Origin of the sequence: Streptomyces ambofaciens ATCC 23877, from assembly GCF_001267885.1 — a bacterium.
In the GTDB taxonomy this organism is placed as follows: domain Bacteria; phylum Actinomycetota; class Actinomycetes; order Streptomycetales; family Streptomycetaceae; genus Streptomyces; species Streptomyces ambofaciens.
On the sequence record NZ_CP012382.1, the window covers coordinates 6136659 to 6160024 of the forward strand.

The 23366-nt window shown below is 74.7% G+C and carries 15 protein-coding genes and 1 pseudogene; 15 read left to right on the top strand and 1 reads right to left on the bottom strand.

Annotation, left to right across the window (positions count from 1 at the left end; all coding sequences use genetic code 11):
* Window position 1: 1 nt before the first annotated feature.
* The 11 genes and pseudogenes from SAM23877_RS26965 (at window position 2) to fxsT (ending at window position 16665) form a co-directional block, all read left to right on the top strand.
* On the top strand, window positions 2-460 hold the full coding sequence (locus tag SAM23877_RS26965; protein ID WP_053138607.1) for a DUF7144 family membrane protein: 459 nt from the start codon (window positions 2-4) through the stop codon (window positions 458-460).
* 250 nt (window positions 461-710) lie between these two features.
* Window positions 711-1103, top strand: a complete 393-nt coding sequence (locus SAM23877_RS26970; RefSeq protein WP_053138610.1) for a cell division protein SepF — start codon at window positions 711-713, stop codon at window positions 1101-1103.
* Between the two features lie 96 nt (window positions 1104-1199).
* Window positions 1200-2354, top strand: coding sequence for an AAA family ATPase (locus SAM23877_RS26975; RefSeq protein ID WP_053138612.1), 1155 nt, complete (start codon window positions 1200-1202; stop codon window positions 2352-2354).
* Window positions 2351-2704 (top strand): nucleotide pyrophosphohydrolase, encoded by a 354-nt coding sequence (locus SAM23877_RS26980; protein ID WP_053138615.1) that lies wholly within the window; start codon window positions 2351-2353, stop codon window positions 2702-2704. The genes SAM23877_RS26975 and SAM23877_RS26980 overlap by 4 nt, the downstream gene beginning before the upstream one ends.
* A 183-nt stretch (window positions 2705-2887) precedes the next feature.
* Window positions 2888-3358, top strand: coding sequence for a DUF6099 family protein (locus SAM23877_RS26985; protein WP_053138618.1), 471 nt, complete (start codon window positions 2888-2890; stop codon window positions 3356-3358).
* Between the two features lie 785 nt (window positions 3359-4143).
* The gene (locus SAM23877_RS26990; protein WP_053138621.1) at window positions 4144-5067 is read left to right on the top strand and encodes an LLM class F420-dependent oxidoreductase; all 924 of its coding nucleotides are present in this window, start codon (window positions 4144-4146) and stop codon (window positions 5065-5067) included.
* 191 nt (window positions 5068-5258) lie between these two features.
* A pseudogene (locus SAM23877_RS37940) lies at window positions 5259-6608 on the top strand (3' terminal RNA ribose 2'-O-methyltransferase Hen1); the annotation flags it as partial.
* A 70-nt stretch (window positions 6609-6678) separates the two neighbouring features.
* Complete coding sequence (locus SAM23877_RS27000) at window positions 6679-9165, top strand: polynucleotide kinase-phosphatase (protein ID WP_053138628.1); 2487 nt, start codon at window positions 6679-6681, stop codon at window positions 9163-9165.
* A 205-nt stretch (window positions 9166-9370) separates the two neighbouring features.
* Window positions 9371-10864: a VMAP-C domain-containing protein gene (locus SAM23877_RS27005; RefSeq protein WP_244903001.1), complete on the top strand. Its 1494-nt coding sequence runs from the start codon at window positions 9371-9373 to the stop codon at window positions 10862-10864.
* Window positions 10861-11976, top strand: a complete 1116-nt coding sequence (locus SAM23877_RS27010) for a MoxR family ATPase (RefSeq protein ID WP_053138635.1) — start codon at window positions 10861-10863, stop codon at window positions 11974-11976. Before SAM23877_RS27005 ends, SAM23877_RS27010 begins: the two co-directional genes overlap by 4 nt.
* Window positions 11977-16665, top strand: a complete 4689-nt coding sequence (fxsT, locus tag SAM23877_RS27015; protein ID WP_053138638.1) for an FxSxx-COOH system tetratricopeptide repeat protein — start codon at window positions 11977-11979, stop codon at window positions 16663-16665.
* Window positions 16666-16770: 105 nt separating this feature from the next.
* Here fxsT and SAM23877_RS27020 read toward each other — a convergent pair whose 3' ends face one another.
* A complete protein-coding gene (locus tag SAM23877_RS27020) occupies window positions 16771-18096 on the bottom strand; it encodes a cation:proton antiporter (RefSeq protein WP_053138640.1) in 1326 nt (441 codons plus the stop codon).
* A gap of 182 nt (window positions 18097-18278) precedes the next feature.
* On the opposite strand from SAM23877_RS27020, the gene SAM23877_RS27025 reads away from it, so the two are divergent.
* From SAM23877_RS27025 to SAM23877_RS27040, 4 genes are all read left to right on the top strand, one after another.
* A complete protein-coding gene (locus SAM23877_RS27025) occupies window positions 18279-19439 on the top strand; it encodes a hypothetical protein (RefSeq protein WP_053138643.1) in 1161 nt (386 codons plus the stop codon).
* A complete protein-coding gene (locus SAM23877_RS27030) occupies window positions 19436-20569 on the top strand; it encodes an effector-associated domain 2-containing protein (RefSeq protein ID WP_053138646.1) in 1134 nt (377 codons plus the stop codon). Before SAM23877_RS27025 ends, SAM23877_RS27030 begins: the two co-directional genes overlap by 4 nt.
* Window positions 20570-20669: 100 nt before the next feature.
* On the top strand, window positions 20670-20912 hold the full coding sequence (locus SAM23877_RS27035; RefSeq protein WP_053138650.1) for a hypothetical protein: 243 nt from the start codon (window positions 20670-20672) through the stop codon (window positions 20910-20912).
* A 90-nt stretch (window positions 20913-21002) separates the two neighbouring features.
* A complete protein-coding gene (locus tag SAM23877_RS27040; protein WP_244903002.1) occupies window positions 21003-23303 on the top strand; it encodes an aKG-HExxH-type peptide beta-hydroxylase in 2301 nt (766 codons plus the stop codon).
* The last annotated feature ends 63 nt before the right edge of the window (window positions 23304-23366 follow it).

The window sequence follows — 23366 nt, forward strand, 5'->3', positions numbered from 1 at the left end:
CATGAGCCAGCACGCCGCACCTTCTCCCGGCAGGCCGACGCACGGCGCAGGCACCCCGCGGTCGGCGGACCGCTCCAGCGGATGGGTGACCGGCGGGGTCGTCTTCGCGGGCGTCCTGCTGCTGCTGAACGGCGCCCTCGCCGTCCTCCAGGGCATCGCGGCCATCGCCGAGGACGACGTGTACGCCCGCGTCGGCAGCTACGTCTACGAGCTCAACCTCACCGGCTGGGGCATCATCCACGTCATCCTGGGCGCCCTCCTCCTCGCCACGGGCTACGGACTGCTCAAGGACATGGCCTGGGCGCGTTTCGCGGGCATCTTCCTCGCCTCGATCAGCCTCATCGCCCAGTTCCTGTTCCTGCCGTACGCGCCCGTCTGGTCGGTGATCATGATGGCGATCGACGTCTTCGTGATCTGGGCGCTGGCCAGCCGTCAGGACCGGGCGGACCAGCGGTCCTGAGGCTCCCGGCCCATGACCGGCGGGCCCTCGGCACGGAGAGGCCCTGACACGGCGGCGGCGCGGGCCCGGACCGGGGCGCGGGCCCGGACCGGGCCCGCGCCGCCGCCGTGCCGACGACCGGGGGCCCCGGCGACGGACGACCGCCGGGTACGGAGCGTCGCGAATCGTGTCGCTGTTGGGCCGAACGGGTGACTTGGCGTAAGAATTGGCTGGTGCACGCATTGAAGGCGAGTGAGATCGGGGGGAGCCGGTGAACAGCCACGACGTCACCGATGAACAGTGGGAGGGGCTCGCCCAGGTCGTTCCCCTGCGCGGGCGGGACGCCTGGCCCTCCGCGGTCGGCCACCGGGCGCTGCCGGAGGCGGAGACGGAGACCCGCCGTCGTTTCGTCGTCCTGAGGGTCAACGTGTTCGCGGACGCCCGCGAGGTCGCCGAGATCCTGATGGCGGGCATCCCGGTCCTCCTGGACCTGACCAGTGCCGAGGGCGAGGTCGCCAAGCGGGTCCTGGACTTCAGCACGGGAGTCGTCTTCGGCCTGGCCAGCGGCATGCACCGGGTCGACCGCAACGTCTTCCTGCTCACCCCGGCCGGCACCGAGGTGAACGGGCTGATGGAAGACGCGGCGGGGGTGCCCGGAGTGTGACGCGCCCCGCCGGCCCTGACGGTGCCGTCCCCCGTTCGTAGGAACCCCGCCCGGAGGGAACGGTTCGCCGTACGGGCGGGGTTCTACGGTCCGCACATGCCAGTGCCACCTGCGCCGACGGCCCCCGCCGCCCTCCTCCCGGACCGGCCCCGCGTCACGGAGCTGCGGCTGTCCGCCTTCGCCGGGCACCGGCGCGCCGTGCTGCGGTTCGGGCCGCTCACCGTGCTCGCCGGACCCAGCGGCTGCGGCAAGACCACCGCGCTCAGGGCGTACGAAGCCCTGGCCCGGCTCGGGGGCGGTGCCCGGCTCGACGCGGCCTTCCCCGACCCGGCCGCCTGCGTGCCCGAGCGGGCCCGGCCCGACGCCCAGCACCGCCGGGGTTTCCGTATCGGCTGTACGGCCGACGGAACCGAGGGGCCGGTGCACCTCGACGTCGCCGTGCAGGCGGAACCCGAACTGCGCATCGTGGGGGAGCGGCTGACGGCGGACGGGGTCGTGCTGTTGCAGACGGCCCTGCGCGACCCCGGCCGCCGTGCCGTCCAGGCGGCCTGGCACACGGCCGGGTCGGCACCCGTGACCCGCGCCCCGCTGCCGGACGACCGGCTCGGGACCCCGCTGCTGCCGCTGCGGGTGGCCGGCAAGACGGACGGGCAGCGCAGGGTGCTCGCCGCCGCCGAGCAGATGGTGGTCGCCCTGCGCTCCGTCTTCTCCTGCGATCCCCGGCCCGGCCGGATGCGGGAGCCCGTGCCCAGTGGCTCCGGTCGTCTGCTCGGCGGCTGCGACAACCTCGCCGACGTGCTGTGGCGCACCCGCACCGAGTGCGGCCGGCGCCACGCGCAGTTCGTCGCGGCGGTACGCGCCGGATGCGCGGGCTCCGTCGCGGACGTGCTGGCCGAGCCGGCGGCCGGCGGCGTGGTCAGCGCGTTGCTCGATCGGGGCGACGGCGTCCGCACCGGCCTCGCGCGGCTCGGCTACGGCGAGCTTCGCTACCTCGCCCTCGCCCTGCTGTTGTTCACCGGCCCCGGAGTGCTGGAGGTCGACCCGGCCGGTGAGGTCCCCGCCGCGTTGCAGACGCTGACCGTGCTCGCCGACGGCTTCGACCGCGGCCTGGACGCGCGCCAGCGCGAGGAACTGCTCCGCGTGGCGGCGCGGATGTGCGACCGCGGCCACATCCGGCTGGTCGCGGCGGTGGCCGACGCCTCCTGGGCGGCCGGGACGGACGGTGTCACGGTGGTACACCTGGACCCGTGACCGATCTTCCTCACCCGCCCCCCGACCTGCCCGCCCTTCAGCGCAGGCTCGCCGAGTTCGCCGCCGCACGGGACTGGCAGCCCTACCACACCCCCAAGAACCTCGTCGCGGCGCTCAGCGTGGAGGCCTCCGAACTCGTCGAGATCTTCCAGTGGTTGACGCCCGAGGAGTCGGCCCGCGTGATGGCCGACCCGGACACCGCGCACCGGGTCCGGGACGAGGTCGCCGACGTACTGGCGTATCTGCTCCAGTTCTGCGAGGTGCTCGGCGTCGATCCCCTGGCCGCCCTGGCGGCGAAGATCGAGCGCAACGAACTCCGCTTCCCGGTGCGGAGGGAACCGGGGGCCTGAGGCGGGGGAGCCGCCAACTCCGTTATTACTCTCCGCAGTCGGAATCAGGCCCGAAATCAATTTGTTGTCCGAAGATTTCCGCCTTCCTCTGGCTTTTCGTCCCACACGCCTTCACTCTGGGTAGTGGACAGGGAGTTCGGGCGGACGCGCCGCGAGTGCGTCGGAAACAGACGGGGGCAGCGCATGGACGCTGTTCGGCTCATCGTGACGAGTGGGCGTGCCCTGGCGGCCGGCGGCGAGGTGCCGGACATCCTGGCGGAGGTGTGGCAGGTGCAGGCCCTGGCGCAGGCGATCGGCAGTCGGCTGGCGGTCCACGGACCACCGGAGCTGCGCGGCGAGGCGATCGGGCTGACCGAGCTGGCGGGCCGCGGCTGCGGAGTGCTGCACACCCCGGAGCTGGCCCCCGGTGAGCTGCGCGCCGCCCAGCTCACCGAGCTGGGCGACGCACGGCAGGCCCTGATGCGCCTGGGCACCCTGCTCGGGGAGACCGGCATAGCCCTGGTCGGCATCGCCTGCGCCGCCGACGACGAGGCCACGTACTGGCAGTGCATGGAGGCCATCGACGCGGCCGACGAGTCGCGTGACCGGGTCCTGGAGATGCTGCGCAAACTGGCGGACCGGGACGCGGGCTTACCCGCGCGGGAGGCGGGCTAGCCGCGCCCCCGCGAGCCGCCGACCGCGCTCCCGCACAGCTCAGCCGGTACGTCCACCCCCGTCCGCCGGACGCCCGCGACGCCCCCGACCCGCCGGAGACTCCGTCACCCCCGGGAGTCCGGTGGGATCTAGGGAGTCCGTCGTCTCCGGGAGTCCGATGGTGTCGGGGGAGTCCGTCGCCCCGGGAGTGCGGTGGGGTCGGGGGAGTCCGTCACCCCCGGGAGTCCAGTGGTGTCGGGGGAGTCCTTCGTCCCCGGGAGCCCGGTGGGATCGGCGGAGTCCGTGGCTCCCCGGAGCCCGGTGGGGTCGGGAGACCCCGCGGCCCCCGGACGTCCCGTGGATCCGGGGCGCGAAGAATCTCCCGCCGACCGGAGGTCGGCGGCCAGGGCCGACAGGTCCGCGTTCAGCGCCGCCATGAGTTCCTCCATCCGCTGGAGCAGCCCCTTCGGCCGGGCGTCCGCCCCGTCCCGTCGCGGCACGGTCTCTTCGGACATGACGCCCTCCTCGGCCCCAGGCCCCCCCACGGAGAGGCCGGCACGGTCGGCGCGCCGGCGCACACCGCCCGGCGCGGAGGCCGGGCGATCCGGCTCCGTCCCGGCAAACGATCAACGCCGGGCCCGGTCACCGGACGCCCGGTCACCGGACTGCCGGTCACCGGACCGCCGCGCACCGGGCCCCGTGGGTCATCGCCCGGTCGCCCGGCGGAGGCCGGCGGAGGCCGGGGGATCCGCCGGGCCGGGCGGAGCCTGTGCGGCACACCCGCACCGAGCAGGCAGGATGGAGACATGGATCTGCGTATCTTCACCGAGCCCCAGCAGGGGGCCACCTACGACACCTTGCTCACCGTGGCCAAGGCCACCGAGGACCTCGGCTTCGACGCCTTCTTCCGCAGCGACCACTATCTCCGCATGGGCTCGGCGGACGGCCTCCCCGGCCCCACCGACGCCTGGATCACCCTGGCCGGCCTCGCCCGCGAGACCAAGCGCATCCGGCTCGGCACCCTCATGACCGCCGGCACCTTCCGGCTGCCCGGTGTCCTCGCCATCCAGGTCGCCCAGGTCGACCAGATGTCGGGCGGCCGCGTCGAGCTGGGCCTGGGCGCCGGCTGGTTCGAGGAGGAGCACAAGGCGTACGGCATCCCCTTCCCCAAGGAGAAGTTCGCCCGCCTGGAGGAGCAGCTGGCGATCGTCACCGGTCTGTGGGCCACCGAGACCGGCAAGACCTTCGACTTCCACGGGAAGTTCTACGACCTGACCCAGTCGCCCGCGCTGCCCAAGCCCGCGCAGACGAAGGTTCCCGTCCTCATCGGCGGCCACGGCGCCACCCGCACGCCGCGCCTGGCCGCCCGGTACGCCGACGAGTTCAACATCCCCTTCGCCTCGCTCGAGGACACCGAGCGCCAGTTCGCACGGGTGCGGGCCGCCGCCGAGGAGGTCGGCCGCGAGGCCGACGCCCTCACCTACTCCAACGCCCTCGTCGTCTGCGTCGGCAAGGACGACGCCGAAGTCGCCCGCCGGGCCGCGGTGATCGGCCGCGAGGTCGAGGAGCTGAAGGCCAACGGCCTGGCCGGCTCCCCGGCCGAGGTCGTCGAGAAGATCGGCCGCTACGCCGAGGCCGGCGCCCAGCGGATCTACCTCCAGGTCCTCGACCTCGACGACCTGGACCACCTGGAACTGATCTCCTCCCAGGTCCAGTCGCAGCTGTCATGACCCGATGAACCCACCCCCCGAACGACCGGGGGACGCGGTGACGCCGCCCCTCGAATAACGGAAGGCGCCGGTCACCCGCCCTGTGCGATGGTGTGATCGTCGTCCTGCCGGAGCCCCCGGGATCAACCGCCCCGGGGGCTCCCGCGCGTACGGCGTCCCGTAAGCGACCGCCGGCCGGAGAGGCCCTGCCCATGTTCCTGACCATCACCACCACCGGTACTCCCGGGCGCCCCGCGACCGATCTCGGCTTCCTGCTGCACAAGCATCCCGACAAGGCGCAGGCGTTCTCCACCTCCTACGGCACGGCCCACGTGTTCTACCCGGAGGCGGAAGAGCGGTGCTGCACGGCGGCCCTGCTGCTGGAGATCGACGCGGTGGCGCTGGTGCGGCGCGGCAAGGGCAGGGGACGGGGCGGCGCCCCCGACGCGGCACTCGCGCAGTACGTCAACGACCGCCCCTACGCGGCCTCCTCGCTCCTCGCCGTCGCACTGAGCAACGTCTTCTCCAGCGCGATGCGCGGCGTGTGCGCGAAGCGCCCCGAGCGGGCGGCCGAGCCCCTGCCGCTGCGCGTCGAGGTCCCGGCCCTGCCCGCCCGCGGCGGCCCGGGCCTCGTGCGCCGCCTCTTCGAGCCGCTCGGCTGGGCGGTCACCGTCGAGACCGTCCCGCTGGACACCGAGTTCCCCGAGTGGGGCGACTCGCGCTACGTCCGCCTCGAACTGGAGTCCACGACGCGCACCCTCGCCGAGGCCCTGCGGCACCTGTACGTCCTCCTCCCGGTGCTCGACGACGCCAAGCACTACTGGGTCTCCCCGGACGAGGTCGACAAGCTGATGCGGGCCGGCGAGGGCTGGCTGCCCGCCCACCCGGAGCAGGACCTGATCACCAGCCGCTACCTGTCCCGCCGCTGGTCGCTGACCCGGGAGGCGAGGGAGCGACTGGAACTGGTCCGGCTGGCCGAGACCGACGACAGCGACGTCGAGGAGATCGACAACGCCGTCGGGGCGGAGACCGAGCAGGAGGACCGGCCGACCCCGCTCGCCGTACGGCGCCGCGAGGCGATCCTGACCGCCCTGCGGGACCACGCCGCCGCCCGCGTCCTCGACCTCGGCTGCGGCGAGGGCCACCTGGTGCGGGAACTGCTCAAGGAGCCGCGGTTCACCGAGATCGTCGGCGTGGACGTGTCGGTGCGCGCGCTCACCATCGCCTCCCGCCGGCTCCGGCTGGACCGCATGAGCGAGCGCCAGGCCACCCGGGTCAGCCTGTTCCAGGGCTCCCTCGCCTACACGGACAAGCGGCTGACGGGCTACGACGCCGCCGTGCTCAGCGAGGTGATCGAGCACGTCGACCCGCCCCGGCTGCCCGCGCTCGCCTACGCGGTGTTCGGGTCCGCCCGCCCCCGCACCGTCGTCGTCACCACGCCGAACGTCGAGTACAACGTGCGCTGGGAGACCCTCCCGGCCGGCCGCGCCCGCCACCGTGACCACCGCTTCGAATGGACCCGCGAGGAGTTCCGGGCCTGGGCCGGGACGGTGGCCGAACGGCACGGCTACACGGTGGACTTCCGGCCCGTCGGCCCCGAGGACCCCGAGGTCGGCCGACCTCTCCCTCGTCGTGCTGATCGGCGCCTCCGGCTCCGGCAAGTCCACCTTCGCCCGGCGCCACTTCAAGCCCACCGAGGTCCTCTCCTCCGACTTCTGCCGGGGCCTGGTCGCCGACGACGAGAACGACCAGAGCGCCAGCCGGGACGCCTTCGACGTCCTGCACCACATCGCCGGCAAGCGGCTCGCCGCCGGCCGCCGCACCGTCGTCGACGCCACCAACGTGCAGCAGGACGGCAGGCGTCAGCTGATCGAACTGGCCAGGAAGCACGACGTCCTGCCCGTGGCCATCGTCCTCGACGTCCCCGAGGAGGTGTGCGCCGAGCGCAACGCGGCCCGCACCGACCGGGCCGACATGCCCCGCCGGGTCATCCAGCGGCACATCCGCGAACTCCGCCGCTCCCTGCGCCACCTGGAGCGCGAGGGCTTCCGCAAGGTGCACGTCCTGCGCGGCGCGGCGGAGGCCGAACAGGCCACCGTCGTCACCGAGAAGCGCTTCAACGACCTCACCCACCTCACCGGTCCCTTCGACATCATCGGCGACATCCACGGCTGCGCCGCCGAACTGGAGACCCTGCTCGCCAGGCTCGGCTACACCGACGGGGTGCACCCCGGGGGCCGTACCGCCGTCTTCGTCGGCGACCTCGTCGACCGCGGCCCGGACAGCCCCGGCGTACTGCGCCGCGTGATGTCCATGGTGAAGTCGGGCAACGCCCTGTGCGTCCCCGGCAACCACGAGAACAAGTACGGCCGCCACCTCAAGGGCCGGAAGGTCCAGCACACCCACGGACTCGCCGAGACCGTGGCGCAGATGGAGGGCGAGAGCGACGAGTTCCGCGCCGAGGTGCGGGAGTTCATCGACGGCCTGGTGAGCCACTACGTCCTCGACGGCGGCCGGCTCGTGGTCTGCCACGCCGGTCTGCCGGAGAAGTACCACGGCCGCACCTCCGGCCGGGTCCGCAGCCACGCCCTGTACGGCGACACCACCGGCGAGACCGACGAGTTCGGGCTGCCCGTGCGCTACCCCTGGGCCGAGGACTACCGGGGCCGCGCGGCCGTCGTCTACGGCCACACCCCGGTACCGGAGGCCACCTGGCTGAACAACACCATCTGCCTGGACACCGGCGCCGTCTTCGGCGGCAGGCTGACCGCGCTGCGCTGGCCCGAGCGCGAACTGGTCGACGTACCGGCCGAGCGGGTCTGGTACGAACCGGTCAAGCCGCTGCGCACGGAGGCGCCCGGAGGCAAGGACGGCCGCCCGCTCGACCTGGCCGACGTGCACGGCCGGCGGACGGTGGAGACCCGGCACGCCGGCCGGATCACCGTACGCGAGGAGAACGCGGCGGCGGCCCTGGAGGTCATGAGCCGGTTCGCCATCGATCCCCGGCTGCTGCCGTACCTGCCGCCGACCATGGCGCCGACCGCCACCTCGGCCGCGGACGGCTACCTGGAGCACCCCGAGGAGGCCTTCGCCCAGTACGCGGCCGACGGGGTGGCACGGGTCGTGTGCGAGGAGAAGCACATGGGTTCGCGGGCGGTGGCGCTGGTGTGCCGCGACGCGGAGGCGGCGCGTGCCCGCTTCGGGGTGGAGGGCCCCACCGGGTCCCTCTACACGCGCACCGGCCGCCCCTTCCTGGACGACGCGACCGTCTCCGAGGCCGTCCTCGACCGGCTGCGCGCGGCGATCGGCGAGGCCGGCCTGTGGGACGAACTGGCCACCGACTGGCTGCTGCTCGACACCGAGCTGATGCCGTGGTCGCTGAAGGCCTCCGGACTGCTGCGGTCCCAGTACGCCGCCGTGGGGGCCGCCGCCGGCGCCGTCTTCCCGGGGGCGCTGGCCGCGCTGGAGGCCGCCGTGGCCCGAGGCGTCGACGCCGGCGGGCTGCCGGCCCGCCAGCGTGAACGGTCCGCCGACGCCGTCGCGTTCACGGAGGCCTACCGGCGCTACTGCTGGACCACCGACGGCCTCGACGGCGTCGGTCTGGCCCCGTTCCAGATCCTGGCCGTCCAGGGCCGCAGCCTGGCCGCCCTGCCACACGACGAGCAGCTCGCCCTCATCGACCGCCTCGTCGAACACGACGGCAGCGGCCTGCTGCGGACCACCCGGCGGCTGTACGTCGACACCGGCGACCCGGAGTCGGTGGCGGCGGGCACCGACTGGTGGCTGGAGATGACCGGCCGCGGCGGCGAGGGCATGGTCGTCAAGCCGGTCGGCGCGCTGGCCCGCGACGCGAAGGGACGCCTGGTCCAGCCCGGTATCAAGTGCCGGGGCCGCGAGTACCTGCGGATCGTCTACGGCCCCGAGTACACCCGCCCGGACAACCTCGCCCGGCTGCGGCAGCGGTCCCTGGGCCACAAGCGGTCCCTGGCGATCCGCGAGTACGCCCTCGGCCTGGAGGCCCTGGACCGCCTGGCGGACGGCGAGCCGCTGTGGCGGGTGCACGAGGCGGTGTTCGGCGTGCTGGCGCTGGAGTCGGAGCCGGTGGACCCGCGGCTGTGAGCGCACGTTTCCGGCCGAGATGCCCCTCGGGGGGTGTCCCGGCCGGACGCCGTGCCCCGGGACCCCACACGTCCCTGGTTAACCGTCAGTTGCCGTGCTAACTTCGCAGGTCGGTCAGGCAGACGTACCGACTCATGGGGGACAGTCGGTGGAGACAGGCGCGGGATTCGGCGGGACGGCGGACGCTTCCAGGCACGCGCGCGGCATGGCGCTGCTGTTCGACCTGACCGAGGCGCTGTGCGGCATGAGCTGCACGGAGGACCCGCAGGCGCGCGGACAGTTCGCCCAGATGCTCGGCGAGAGCCTCGGCCGGCCCGTCGACCTGCGGGGCGTCAGACAGCGCGAGGACGTGGTGACCCTCGTCCGCACCGCCCTGAACGAGGCGGGCGGGGAACACGTACTCGTCGCAGTGGTGCGCATCCTCGAAGGCGCGCCGGCCGGCGAGGAACTGGACCAGCTGATCAGCCCCGCCCGCTCCGGTGCCCCGCCTCCCCAGACGCCGCCGGGCCCGCTCGGCCGCGACGACGAGACCAGCGCGCGTGCCGTCCTGGCCAAGGGCGATCTCCCCGCGGACCTGCTGCGGGACGACCTCGCCGTCGAACTGGGCGGTCTCGACCTGCCCATCGGGCTCCTGCCCGACCAGCTCTTCCAGTACGTCCTCGAACGGAACGTCCAGCCGGACGGCCTGCCGCCCGCCGTGCTCCTGCTCGACCGGGCCGCTCTTCTCGCCGACGCGCCCGACCACCGCACCGCCCTGTCCGGCTGGGTCGACGACTGGGCCCGGCGCGCGGACCTGACCCGCGCGCTGGAACAACGGCGGGCGGCACGGGCCACCGTGGTGCGCGGCCCCGACATCCCCCGCTGCCTGATCGTCGCCGTCGAACCGGCCCGGGACGCCTCCGGCGACGTGGTGGTCCGCCACTGGCTCAACACCGTCGCCGGCCACTGGAACCCCCAGCCCGGTACCCCGGCCGTCACCACTCTGGACGCGCTCGGCACGGCCGTCGACGAAGCGCTGAGCCGGGGCGCCCGGCTCCGTCCCGGTCCCCGCGACCGGCGTCCGAGTGGACACGGGCAGCCTTCGGCGTATGTCGAGTTCGTCCTTCCGTACGACCTCCTCAACCACGATGTGGCGGGGTTGACGCACCGTGTCGGCGACGGCCAGCCGTTGCGCCTGGGCACCCGGTACGGGGTCCACCTCCGCAGCCTCGAGCGCATGCGGTCCAGGGACCGCCGCGTCCTGGAGCAGTGGGAGGAACGCTGGTACGCGCTGCGGGAGCAGGGCGTGGCCGTGCACGGCTGGAGCGAGCCGGACGGCGGCCGGCTCGGCGCCTGGCAGACGGCGCTCGCCGGGGACACCGGACGTACGGCCGTGGTGCTGGACGCCCCGGTCGACGCGCCCGCCCTGGAGGCACTCAAAGCCGCCATAGCGGAAGGCGTGGGGCTTGCGGTCTGGGACCGGCGGGGAGTCTTCCCGGAGGAACGCCGGGAGGTGGTGACCGCCCTGTTCGCCGCCGTGCCGACGCCCGGGCAGATCCCCCTGGCCGTCCACCGCCTCCGGGAGAACGCCGAACGGCACTCCCAGGGGCCCGGCCGGCTCCTCGGCCGGCACATCGGTTTTCTCTGGGACGACCCCACCCGTCTTGTCGACATCCAGTCCGACTACGGCGATCTCGCCGGCGAGGAGGCAACGGCATGAACGCGCAGGAGCAGGCGTCCCCGAACGGCTGGCGGGTGTTCCACGGCACCGGCCGGCCACCGGTCGTGCCGCCCGCGCTGCCCGCGGCGCCGCCCTGGCGGCTCTTCCGCGGCGAGCCGTCCCAGCCCGCGCCGCCGGACGACCCGCAGGCCGCGCTGCGCCGCCTGGGCGACGGGCAGGTCACCGCGCAACTGGGCACCGACGAGATCGACGTCGTCAACGCCGCCCTGCTGCTGCGCAGGCCGTTGCTCATCACCGGCCCGCCGGGGGTCGGCAAGTCCACCCTCGCCTACCTCATCTCCCGCGAACTGGGCCTCGGCCGGGTCCTGGAGTGGAGCATCGTCAGCCGCACCACGCTCCGGGACGGCCTGTACGTCCATGACGCCATGGGACGTGCCCAGGCCATCGCCGCCTGGCAGGCCGGGCTGCGCGGCACCGAGGCCGGCGAACCCGGCCGGACGGACCCCGCCGCCGCGCAGGCCCTGGCCGAAACGGCCGACGTCAACGCCCCGTTGTCGGCGTCACCCGAGCAACTCCCGCCCGTGCTAGGCGACTTCATCACCCTCGGGCCCCTCGGGACGGCTCTCCTCCCCTACGATCGTCCCCGGGTGCTCCTCGTCGACGAACTCGACAAGAGCGACATCGACCTGCCCAACGACCTGCTGCACGTCCTGGAGAACGGAAGTTATGACGTCCCGGAACTGGTCCGTGACGCCGCCGACAGCGCGCGCGTCCACACCAGCGACCCCGGCGGCCAGGCACTGCTGCGGGGCGGACGGGTCGAGTGCCGGGAGTTCCCGATCGTGGTGATCACCAGCAACGGCGAACGGGAGTTCCCCGCCGCCTTCCGCCGGCGTTGCCTGCCGCTGGAGATGCGCACGCCGAGCCGCCGGCAGCTGCTGGCCCTGGTGGAGGGGCACCTGGGGGCCCGGCCGCAGGGGACCGAGGACCTGGTGGACCTCTTCGTGCAGCGGGTCCAGGCCGGCGGCACGCACTCCCTGGATCAGCTACTCAACGCGGTGCAGATGACTACCGCGGGTGGTTTCCAGGCGGACGGTGACGGGCGTAAGCTCGTGGAAATGCTCCTCCGCGACCTCGCGAAGGGCCGCTGAATGACCGGCTTCCCCAGGGAGCACGCATCCGGACCGGGCGACGAAGACCCCGTATCGGGGACGTCGCCTCCTTCGGCGTGGCCCCAGACCGCCGACGAGAGTGGCGTGGTCCTCGGCGGGCACCAGGCCGATGTGCTCGTCACCTCCGACCACGGGCACGCGGCCGACGCGCCCGTGGCCTCCGACCGCGGACACCTCGCGCAGTCCGCCGTCCCGGAGCAGTCAAGGCCGGCGCGCGCCCGGCCGAACCCGGACGAGCCGCAGGCGTCGGCCCCGCACTGGCAGGAGATCGCCGACGCCGTCTGGCTCGCCGCCCACTGGGACCGCCACGGCGGTCCGGGCCGGACGCCGGAACCCGCCGCGCGGCCGGACCGCCCGAGCCCCGCGGACCCGCCGGCCGCCGAGGAACCGCGGGATCCGGCCCCGGGTGAGACCGACGCCCCGCAAGGCACGGACACCGGGCCCCCGGACCCGGCCCCCGCCGCCGACGCACTCCCGGCGCCCGTCTGGCCGCCCGCCCCCGACAGCACCGCACCGGTGCCCGGCCCCGGGAACGCGTCCGGACCGGCCTCGTCCCCTCACGTCCCGCCCGGGCCGGTGGCCCGTGGACGGCTGTTACCCGACCCCGAGGGCCCCTTCACCCTGCACGCCGGCCGGCCGCTGCTGCCCGCCGAGGACGGCCCGCAGTCGGGGCCCGGCCGGGCCACCGCCCTGCTCGCCCGCGCCCTGCACCAGCTGGCCCGGCGCATCCCGTCCCGCCACACCCTGGAGCTCGACGAGGAGGCCACCGCCGAACAGGGCCTCGCGGACGGCATGTGGCTGCCTTTCCTGCGGCCCGCCCGCACCCCCGCCTTCGACCTGGTGCTGCTCACCGACGACGCCCCGACCATGCGCATCTGGCAGGAGACCTGCGCACGGCTGGCCGAGGCCGCCGAGCACAGCGGCGCCTTCCGAGGCGTCCGCCCGGTCCGGGTCCACGTGCCGCGCACCGGCACCGCCACCCTGCGCTGGAGCACCGGCCGGGCCGACGCCGACCCGGCCGAACTGCTCGACGGGCGCGGCGGACGCGTCTTCCTCGTCGTCACCGACGGCCTCGCCCCCGGCTGGGCGGCCCCCGCCGCCGACGACCTGCTCAAGCGCCTCGCCCACGCCGGCCCCACCGCACTGGTCCACCTGCTGCCCCCGCACCTGCGCCACCGCAGCTCCCTCCACCCCTACGAGGCGGTCCTGGAGGCCGGCGGGTTCGGCGCCCCGAACGACGGCCTCGGCCACTGGGCGCCGCCCGGCGGGCCCGACCCGTTGCGCCCCCTGCCCGAGGCCGGTGACGACTCCGTGCCGGTGCCCGTGCTCTCGCTCAAGCCCGGCTCCCTCGCCGCCTGGTCGCACCTCGTGACCGGGGAGCGCGGCGTGCGCCGCACCCTGCCCATCGTCCTGGCCGGTGCCCTGGCCAAGGGCGCGCCCGCTCCCGGACTGCGCGCCCCGCGCTTCCCGCGCGCCGCCACCACCGCCGTACGCCGCTTCTTCACCCTCGCCACTCCGGCCGCACGCCGGCTCGCCACCCAGCTGGCCGCCATCCCCTTCGACCTGGACCTCGTGGAGCAGCTGCGGCGGCGCACGATGCCGGAGACCGGGCCCGACCACCTCGCCGAGATCCTCATGGGCGGTCTCATCGACTGGGACAGGGCCGGCGAGGGCCGCCCCGAGTTCGCCGAGGGGGTCCGCGAGGCGCTGCTCGCCACCACCACCCGCAGCCAACTCGCCCGCACCGTCGCCGTGGTGGGTGAGCTGCCCGCCGCCGGGCAGCGGGGCGTCGCCCTGCGCGCCGCCCTGCACGACCCGGCGGGCGCCGCCCTGCCCGACCCGGCGGAGCGAGGCTGGGTGCGCAGCGAACTCGCCGTGATGCGCGCCCTCTCGGGGCCCTACTCCGAACGGGCCAGGCGCATCGAACCCGCCGTCGCCGGGCCGGTACCGCCCGGTGCGGCCGATCGGGTGGACGTCCGTTTGCCCACGGGTACACCCACTGAGGTGAACCCGACGGGCGGCGGCGGGTCATCCGGTGGCCGAGAAGGCAGTCATCCAGCGTCGAGCGATTCCGACGAACCTGGAGCACCCGTGCCGCTGGTACCCGACGCGACCCCACTCGAAGCCCCGGAGGCTGAGCCGCTCATGCAGAGCACCACGACCGCGACGCCCGCCCTTCTGGTGAACGTTCCGCTGCGGAACACCTCGTTCGTCGGCCGCCAGGGGCTGCTGAGCGCCGTGGAGGAGCAACTCGGCGCGCAGGACACGGCCGCCGTGCTGCCGCACGCGCTGCACGGGCTCGGCGGGGTCGGCAAGTCGCAGCTGGCGCTGGAGTACATCTGGACCCACCAGCACGACTACCGGGTGATCTGCTGGATCCCGGCCGAGCGCGAGAGCCTCGTCCTGGCCGCGCTGGGCACGCTCGCCGCCCAGCTGGGCGTCGTCCCGTCCGGCCAGGACCGCCCCGGCGCTCCCGCCGCGAACACGGCGGTGCCCGCCGTGCTGAAGGCGCTGAGCGAGGGGAAACCGCACGGCAACTGGCTGCTCGTCTTCGACAACGCCGAGGACGTCGACACGGTGCGGCAGTACTTCCCCACCAACGGGCCCGGCAAGGTCATCGTCACCTCCCGCAACCGGGCCTGGGAACGGGTGGCCACACCCCTGCCCGTGAACGTCTTCGAGCGCTCCGAGTCCATCGAGCTGCTCCAGAAGCGCTCGCCCGACCTGTCCGCCGAGGACGCCGACCGGCTCGCCGACGCCCTCGGCGACCTGCCGCTCGCCGTCGAGCAGGCGGGCGCCTGGCGCGCGGTCACCGGCATGCCCGTCGACGAGTACCTCGACCTGCTCGCCCGGCGCAGCCCCGAGATCCTGGAACTCGACCCGAACCCCGACTACCCGGTCTCCGTCGCCGCGGCCTGGGACCTGTCGCTGGAGCGCATCCGGCAGAACAACCCCGGTGCCCGGCAGTTGCTCGACATCTGCGCCAGCATGGCCCCCGAGCCCATCCCGCGCTCGATCCTGCGCGGCAGCCGGGGCGTCAGCATCACCCCGGAGATCGACCCGCTGCTGCGCGAGTCGATCACGCTGAACCGCGCCATCCGCGACCTCAACCAGTTCTCTCTCATCCGGGTGGACCCGCGGTCCAACACCCTCCAGATGCACCGCCTGCTGCAGACGGTCCTCCTCGCCAAGCTCGGCCCCGAGGAGAGGGAACGGATGCGCGGCGCCGCGCACCAGCTGCTGTCCGCGGCCAAGCCGGGGGCGCCCGGCGCCTCGCTGGAGTGGCCCGCCTACCAGGCGCTGCTGCCGCACGTGCTCGCCTCCCAGGCGGTGACCAGCTCCGACACCTGGGTGCGCGACCTCGTCACCGACACCGTCTGGTTCCTGTACTACTGGGGCGACCACGAGGGTGCGGCGGACTACGCCCGGGAGGCGTGGAGCGCCTGGCTCGCGGCCTCCGGCGAGGAGGACATCCACGTCCTGCGCATGACCAAGAGCTTCTCGTTCCTGCTGCGGCAGACCGGACAGGTGACCGAGTCCATCCCGCTGATCGAGCAGGCGCTGGAGACCTCCCGCCGTCTCGAGGTCGAGCCCGAGGAACTGATCGACTCCCTGTGCGAGATGGCCGACGCCCGCCGCTACCAGGGCCGCATCCACGAGGGGCGGACCGTGAGCAAGGAGGCGACCGAGCTGTCGCGGTCCCTGTTCGGCCCGGACGACCCCACCACGCTGCGCGCCATCCACTCGTGGGGCGTCGACCTCAGACTGTGCGGAGAGTTCCGCGAGGCGCTGCCGCTGGACCGGGAGAACGCCCGGCTCCGCGACCTGCTGTTCGGGCCCACCAGCTTCTTCACCCTCAACACCCTCAACGGCCTGGCCATCAACATGCGCGAGAGCGGTGACTACCCCGGCGCGCGCGACTTCCAGGAGGACGTGTACCGCCGGGCCGGTGCCGCCTTCGGCGCGGAGCACCCGCTCACCCTGCGCATCGCACGCAACCTGGCGGTCTGCCGCCGCCGCGACGGGGCGCTCACCGAGGGCGCCGAACTGGCCGCGGAGACGCTGCGACGCTTCAACAGCCGCTACGGGTACGACCACTTCGACTCGCTCTCCACCGCGACCAACGTCTCCGTCGACCTGCGGCTGACCGGAGACCTCGACGGCTCCAGGGAACTGTCCGAGGAGACGGTACGGCGCTACGAGCAACGGCTCGGCGAGGACCACCTGTACACCCTGCTGACCCGGGCCAACCTGGCCGCGACCCTGCGCACCCTCGGGAACCTGGACAAGGCGCAGGAGCACGAGGACGAGGTGGCACACCGGCTGGCCGCGACCGTGGGCGAGGGACACATCACCGCCCTGACCACCGCCATCGGCCAGGCCGGCACGGCGTACGCGCGTCTGGACTTCGAGCGGGCGCACGAGATCGACCGGGCCAATCTGCCGCGGCTCGCCGAGACCGCCGGCGAGGACCACCCGCTGACCCTGTCGTGCACCGCCAACCTCGCCCTCGACCTGCGCGGCCTCAGCCGGGGCGCGGAGGCGGACGAGCTGCTGCGCAAGGCGGTCGAGGGCTTCACCCGCGTGGTCCGCGCCGACCACCCCTGGCTCCTCGCGGCCCGCGGGCGGCGGCGTATCGAGTGCGACATGGCGCCGATGCCGCTGTGACGTCCTCCGGCGCCCGCCGCGCGGGCGGACGCCGGACGACGCGGGAAGCCGCCGCCCCCACCGGGCGGCGGCGACTTCCCCGGCCGGTGTTCGCCGGCGGGCCCGTCAGCCGACGTCCGCGGCCGGGGCCGCCGGGGCCGTGCCGTCCTGACCCGACGGGGAGGGCGGGGTGCGGAAGGCCGGGGGCGCGGGGCGGTCCCGTTCGGCCAGGTGGCGCACCAGGAGCAGGAGCGGCTGGGTGAACAGGGTCGTGGCCAGGGCCATGAAGACCAGCACCGTGTACAGCGGGGGACTCAGCAGCCCGGCTTGAAGGCCCGCGTTCAGGGCGATCAGCTCGGTGAGGCCCCGGGCGCTGAGCAGCACGCCGACGGTCCGCGCGTCGTGCCGGTCCAGTCCGCCGAGCCGGGCCGCGAGCGTCCCGCTGCCGATCTTCGTCGCCACCGCCAGTACGGTCACCACCAGCAGGACCGTCCAGCCCGTGCCGTCCATGTTGTTCAGCGCCACCGACTGCCCCGAGACCACGAAGAAGAACGGCAGCAGCAGCGAGCTGACGTCGTGCAGCGGTCGCAGCAGGTCCGGGTCGAGCGTGCCGTCCTCCTCGCGCGGGACCACCACCCCGGCGAGCAGCGCACCGAAGATCACGTGCAGTCCGAGGGAGTGCGTCACCCACGCCGACCCGAGGGCGAAGCCGATGAGCAGCGCGAGCCGCAGCGAGGGCTCCATCCGGGTCCCCCACAGCAGCCGGCGCAGTACCGGCCGGGCCGCGAGCACCATCACGGTGACGAAGCCGACCGCGAGCACCACCCGCCAGGGCCAGTCCAGCGCGGCACCGCCGCCGCCCCCTTCCATCAGCGCCGCCGCCAGCACCGTCCAGCAGACCGCGTCCAGCACGCCGGCCGCCGAGACGGCCACCACACCCGGCACCGAACGGGAGAGCCCGTTCTCCCGCACGATGGCCGTCAGCACGGGCACCGCCGTTATCGACAGGGCCACCCCGGCGAAGACCACCATGGCGGGGGAGGGGTCACGGGGCATGCCCAGGTCGTGCAACTGGTCCCGGAAGAGCAGTGCGCCCCCGCAGCCGGCGGCCATCGGCACCACGAACGAGGCCAGCGCCACGGTCAGCGAGGTGCGGGCCCGGGCGCCGAGGATCTTCAGGTCCAGCTCGTACCCCACCGCGAACAGGAAGACCACCAGGGCGAACTGCGCGAAGCCGGTCAGGGCCGGGCCGATCTCCGACGGGAAGAGCGCCGCGTGGGCGTCCGGCGCCAGCGCGCCGAGCAGCGACGGGCCGAGCGCGATGCCGGCGGACAACTGGCCGACGATGTACGGCTGTTTCAGCCGTCGGGCCAGCCAGCCGGCCGCGTGGGCGGCCACCAGGACGAGAGCCGAGGCACCCACGAAATGCGTGATCATCGCGTCAGGGCTCATGAGGTCTCCCCGTTGGTCCGGTGGTCATCCGGTTGCAGACGTGTGCGACGGCCGCCCGTGCGACGGTCCCGTGCGTGTTCGGAGCCTTCCCCGCGCCGAAGCTCCAACTTTCTTAGAATAGGGCGGAATTGACGATGCAACGGAAGTCGTACACGGACTTTCACCGGGGTCACGGGGGGCACATGACGGCGGTCGTCTTCATCCACGGCACAGGAGTACGCGAACCGGGCTTCTCTGCGCTCGCGGGGCGCTTCTCCGCCGGAGTGACGGCCCTGCGCGGCGGGCTGCGCATCGTGCCGTACTACTGGGGCGGCGAGCACGGAGCCGTCCTCGCCGCCGGGGGGACGAGCCTGCCGCCGGTCTCCGGTGCCGGCCGGGGCCCCGGCGCACCGGACGCGGCCGAGGACGACACGGCCGCCTGGGCCGCCCTCTACGCCGACCCGTACGCCGAGCTGGCCCTGGCCGCCGGTTCCGTCCCCGCGGCCGAACTGCCGCCCGGTTCCCTGTCCCTGGACCAGCCGATCCGGGAGCGGCTGGCCGTCCTCGCCGCCGAGGGCGACACACCGGCGGCCGAGCTGGGCCCGGGCCTGGCGCGCGCCGCCTCCGACCTGGCCGCCCACCCGCTGCTCGGCGCCGCCGCCGCGGCCCTCGCCCCGGACGACCTCCCCGACCTGGTGGCCCGCTGCCTGACCGCCCAGGTCGTCGGCGGGGTCCTCGACGCCGACGCGCCCCTCGTGCCGGTCGGCGCCACCCGGGACGCGGTCACCGACCGGCTCGCCCGGTCCCTCGGCGCACCGGCCCCCGGCACCGAACGCGGGGTGCGCACACTGGCCCTGCGGGTCGTGGGTCCGGCCGCCTCCCGCGCCCTCGTACGCCGTCGCCGCGCCCTCACCGAGGCCGCCCACCCGGCCGCCGGGGACGTCCTGCGCTACCTCAGCCGCGGCGAGGCCGTCCGCGCCGGACTGCGCGACCTGCTCGCCGGGCTGGAGCCGCCCGTCGCGATCGTCGCCCACAGCCTCGGCGGCATCATCGCCCTGGACACCCTGGTCCTCACCCCGCTGCCCCAGGTCCGGCTGCTGGTCACCGTCGGCTCCCAGGCGCCGTTCCTGTACGAGTCGGGGTCGCTGCCCTCGCTGGAGCACCCCGCGCCGCTGCCGGACCACGTCCCCGACTGGCTGAACCTGTACGACCCCCGTGACCTCCTCTCCTACCTGGGCGCCGGCCTGTTCCCCGGCCGGGTCACCGACGTCGCCGTCGACAGCCGCCAGCCGTTCCCGGCCGCGCACAGCGCCTACTGGACCAACCCGGACGTGTACCGGCACCTCGCGGAGCGGCTGCCGTGACCGGCGCGGCCCTCCCCGCGGCCGTGGACCCGGCGCGCGTGCACGCCCTCGTCGTCGGCGTCGAGGCGTACGACGCCGGGGCCGGCTGGGACCTGCCCGGGCCCGCCCGGGACGCGGTCCGCTTCCACCGCCTGCTGCGCACCGCCGGCGTACCGGAGGCCAACCTCCGGCTGCACCTCTCCCCGCTGCCGCCGTACGTCCCCGAAGCGCCGTACGCGCCGGCCGACCACGCCACGCTGCGCCGGGTGCTGGTGCGCGAACTGCCCGCGGCACGGGGCGACGTGCTCTGGGTCTGGTGGGGCGGGCACGGCGTCCTCGACCGGTCCGGGCACCTGCGGTTGTTCTGCGCGGACGCCACCACCGACGACAAGCTGGGCATCGACCTGGACTCCGCGCTCGAACGCTACGCGGGGGACGCCGTGCCCGGCCTCGCGGACCAACTGTGGGTCGTGGACGCGTGCGAGACCTTCGAGGAGGCGCTCGGCTTCCGGGAGCAGCTGCCGCCCGACGGGCTGCCCGTCGGGCGGCGCAGCACCGCGCACCGGCAGACCGTGCTCCGGGCCGCCGGACGAGGCCGGGCCGCGGCCAACGACCCGGTGCGCGCCACGGGCCTGTTCTCCGACGTCCTGCTCGCCCTGCTGACCGACCGGACGGCCGTACTCCCCGCGCCACCCGATGCGGAGGAACTGTTTCCGGCCGTACGAACGCGTATCGCTGCCCTCAGGGACGCGGGCCGTACTCTGCAGTATCCCGAGATCCGGCTGCAGAGCCCCGAACGCACCGAGATCCTCACCGCGGTGGACCTCGGCGCCGGGGAGCGGCGGCTCTCCCCGCTGCTGCGGGCCGTGGACGCCCTCCTCGCCTACCCGCTGATGAGCGACCCGGTCGAGCGGCAGACGGTGGTCGCCGCGCTGGGCCCTGGCGTCACCGGCACGCTGCCCCGTCACACCAAGGCCCGTACGGACGCGGCCGGAATTCTCGCCGGGCTCGCGCGGCACCGGCCGCAGGCGCTGTGGGACCTGTTCGACGCGGTGGTGTCCGTGGACGACGACCCGGAACTGGGGGCGGAACTCGCCGGTGCGCTGCGGCAGTTGGAGGACTCGGCGCGGCCGGGGCGAGCGCGTCGATGATCGGTGGCGTGATCGTACGGTTTTCGGCAAGGGCAGGAACGGCCATGATGGAGTAAGACACGGGGCCATCGCGTGCCACCGTGCGAGAAGGGGGAGCATCTTGGATCAGCCGCCCGCTCTGCATCATGCCGTGGCCGCCCGGGACCCGGCCGCTCGTGCGCGTGCCGTCTGGGAGTCGGACCTGGCGGACGTCGCGGCGCTGCCCTTGTCCGCTGTGGACGGTCTCACACCGCTCCGCCCCTCCGTCCGCCTTCTCGAAGAGGTTCTGCGCGCACGCGGCAGCATCCGGGGTGGCGGCGAGGGCAGCGGCGGCGGCAACGGTGGTGGCGCCCGAGCCGAATAGCCGACAACCGCCCATACGGCAGAGCCCGACGAGGCCGCGCGCCCGCCGGGTCCCCCGTATGCCCGCACCCGCAACCGGAGGTCCCCGCTCATGACCAGCGCACCGCGCCCCGCTCCGTTCCGGATGCCGGACCGGCTCTTCGCGCAACTGGCCTCGGGGGGCGGCTCCCCGGAGGCCGTCGCCTTCCTGGAACGCGGGGAGCGGGCGCGGCGGCTGCTCCTGCTGCGGACGCTGCTGGACCGGCTCGCGGACCTGCCCACGCCCCTGACGCCGGTGGCGCAGGCCTGGGCCACGTTCAAGGAGGCCGCCGAGCGGGCGCCCGAGGCGGTCGACCGGCTGCTGCTCGCGCCGACGACCGGCGGCTGGATCGCCCACATGCTGCGCCGCGTGCACGGCACCGCGACGGGGCCGCCCCTGTGGGCGGAGGCGGGCCGGCTGAACGTCCTGGCGATCACCGCGTCCCTGCACGCCGGTACGGAGCGGACCCTCACGGTCCCCCTCACCGACGGCGGCCTGCATCTGCCGGGCCTGGGCACGCTCCGCGTCCCGGACGAGTCGCCGGGTCCCTCCGTCGCCCGGGCGGCGACGAGAGCGGGCGAACTGACCTTCTCCGGCCCACCGCGCCAGGACGGCACCCGGACCCTGGTGACATGCCGCCCGACGACGACCCCGGCACGAAGCCTCCGCCCTGACGGACCCCGCGCTGAGGGGCCTCGCGGTGAGCCTCGCGGTGAGGGGCCCCGCCCTGACGGGCCTCGCGGTGACGGGCCTCGCCCCGACGGGCTTCGCGCTGATGGGCCCCGCCCTGACGGACCCCGCCCGGAAGGACTTCCGCCGGAGCGCCCCCGGCCGCACGGCCCCCGACGGAGCCCGCCCGAGCCGGGTGTCCTGGGCGTGCGGAGCAGGCCCGAACCGGGTGCCTCGCCCCGGTGGGGTGCGCCGGAGCCGGATCCTTCGTCCCGGCGGGACACGCCTGAAGCGGACGCCTCGCCCCGGCGGGACACGCCTGAAGCGGACGCCTCGCCCCGGCGGGATGCGCCCGATGCGGATGCCTCGCCCCGGCGGGATGCGCCCGATGCGGATGCCTCGCCCCGGCGGGACACGCCTGATGCGGAGGCGTCGTCCCTGCGGGGCACCCCCGGTACGGACGTCACGTCCCGGCGCGGTACGCCTGCGGAGGACGCGTCGCCCCGGCAGGGCGTGCCCGAGTCGCAGGTCTTGGACGGGGGGCGAGAGGCCGAGCGGAACGGACCTTCCCCCGGCCCCCGGCACCCCGTCCCGCCGGTGCCCCCCGCCGTCGAGGCGGCCCCCTGGCTGCCCCTCCGCACCCTCACCCACACCACCCCCGCGGGGCCGGTCGCCATACCGCTCGACGACCTCGACCCCTACCGCGACCTCGACGACCCGGTCCCGCCCGCCCGGCTCGACGCCGACGAGGCGGCCGAGTGGCAGCGGATCTTCGACAGCGCCGTCGCGCTTCTCGCCGCCACCGGCACCGCACCGGGCCCGGGACGGCTCGACCCGGCCCGGATACGCGCCGTCGTGCCGTACGGCCGTACCGCGCTCGACCCGCCCGCCCCGCCGACCGTCGGGGTCTCCGCCTCCAGCGGCGACTCCTTCGGCGCCATGCTGATCTCCCGCCCGGGGTCGGCGCTCGCCCTGGCCGAGACCCTCGTCCACGAGTTCCAGCACAGCAAACTCGCCGCGCTCCTCCACCTGTTCCCCCTCCTCGACGACGACCGCGAGGAGCGCTACTACGCCCCCTGGCGCGCCGACCCGCGCCACCTCACCGGGCTGCTGCACGGCGCGTACGCCTTCACCGGCGTGGCCGGCTTCTGGCGGGACCGGCTGGCCCAGCCGGAGCACGCCGAGACCGCCGCGTACCACTTCGCGCTGCGCCGACTGCAGAGCCGGCTGGTCGTGCGGACGCTGCTGACCAGCGGCCGGCTCACCGCCCCCGGTCAACGGCTGGTCTCCGGCCTCGCCCGGACCCTGGACGGCTGGCTGCGCGAACCCGTCGCCCCGGCCGCGCTCGCCCGGGCCCGTACGGCCGCCGCCCTGCACCGCACGCAGTGGCGGCTGCGCAACGTCGCGGCGGCGGACGGGCCGGACGGCGCCCTCCGCTTCCGCCCGGACCGCGCCTTCTGGCCCGACACCCGCACCCACGCCTTCGCCACCCGCCCGGCGGCCCCCCTGGCCCCCGACGAACACCTCGCCGCCGGCGATCCGGCCGCCGCGCTGGACGGCTACACCGAGGCCCTCGCCCGCGACCCGGCCGACCCGCACGCCCGGTCCGGCTGGATCGTCGCCCGCGCCGCCCTGGACCCGGGCCCCGCCGCCCGCCGTACGCTCGCCCGCCCGGAACTGCTCCAGCCGCAGCCCAGTCGCTGAACCGGGACGCACGGGTCTTCCCGAGCCGGGGGTGAACAGGCGCCCGAATGGTCAGGATGAAGG

What these genes read in the sequence shown, in the direction of transcription:
- SAM23877_RS26965 (WP_053138607.1), top strand. Translation starts at nt 2, where the DNA reads ATGAGCCAGCACGCCGCACCTTCTCCCGGCAGGCCGACGCACGGCGCA.
- SAM23877_RS26975 (WP_053138612.1), top strand. Translation starts at nt 1,200, where the DNA reads ATGCCAGTGCCACCTGCGCCGACGGCCCCCGCCGCCCTCCTCCCGGAC.
- SAM23877_RS26985 (WP_053138618.1), top strand. Translation starts at nt 2,888, where the DNA reads ATGGACGCTGTTCGGCTCATCGTGACGAGTGGGCGTGCCCTGGCGGCC.
- SAM23877_RS26990 (WP_053138621.1), top strand. Translation starts at nt 4,144, where the DNA reads ATGGATCTGCGTATCTTCACCGAGCCCCAGCAGGGGGCCACCTACGAC.
- SAM23877_RS27005 (WP_244903001.1), top strand. Translation starts at nt 9,371, where the DNA reads ATGGCGCTGCTGTTCGACCTGACCGAGGCGCTGTGCGGCATGAGCTGC.
- SAM23877_RS27010 (WP_053138635.1), top strand. Translation starts at nt 10,861, where the DNA reads ATGAACGCGCAGGAGCAGGCGTCCCCGAACGGCTGGCGGGTGTTCCAC.
- fxsT (WP_053138638.1), top strand. Translation starts at nt 11,977, where the DNA reads ATGACCGGCTTCCCCAGGGAGCACGCATCCGGACCGGGCGACGAAGAC.
- SAM23877_RS27020 (WP_053138640.1), bottom strand. Translation starts at nt 18,096, where the DNA reads ATGAGCCCTGACGCGATGATCACGCATTTCGTGGGTGCCTCGGCTCTC.
- SAM23877_RS27025 (WP_053138643.1), top strand. Translation starts at nt 18,279, where the DNA reads ATGACGGCGGTCGTCTTCATCCACGGCACAGGAGTACGCGAACCGGGC.
- SAM23877_RS27040 (WP_244903002.1), top strand. Translation starts at nt 21,003, where the DNA reads ATGACCAGCGCACCGCGCCCCGCTCCGTTCCGGATGCCGGACCGGCTC.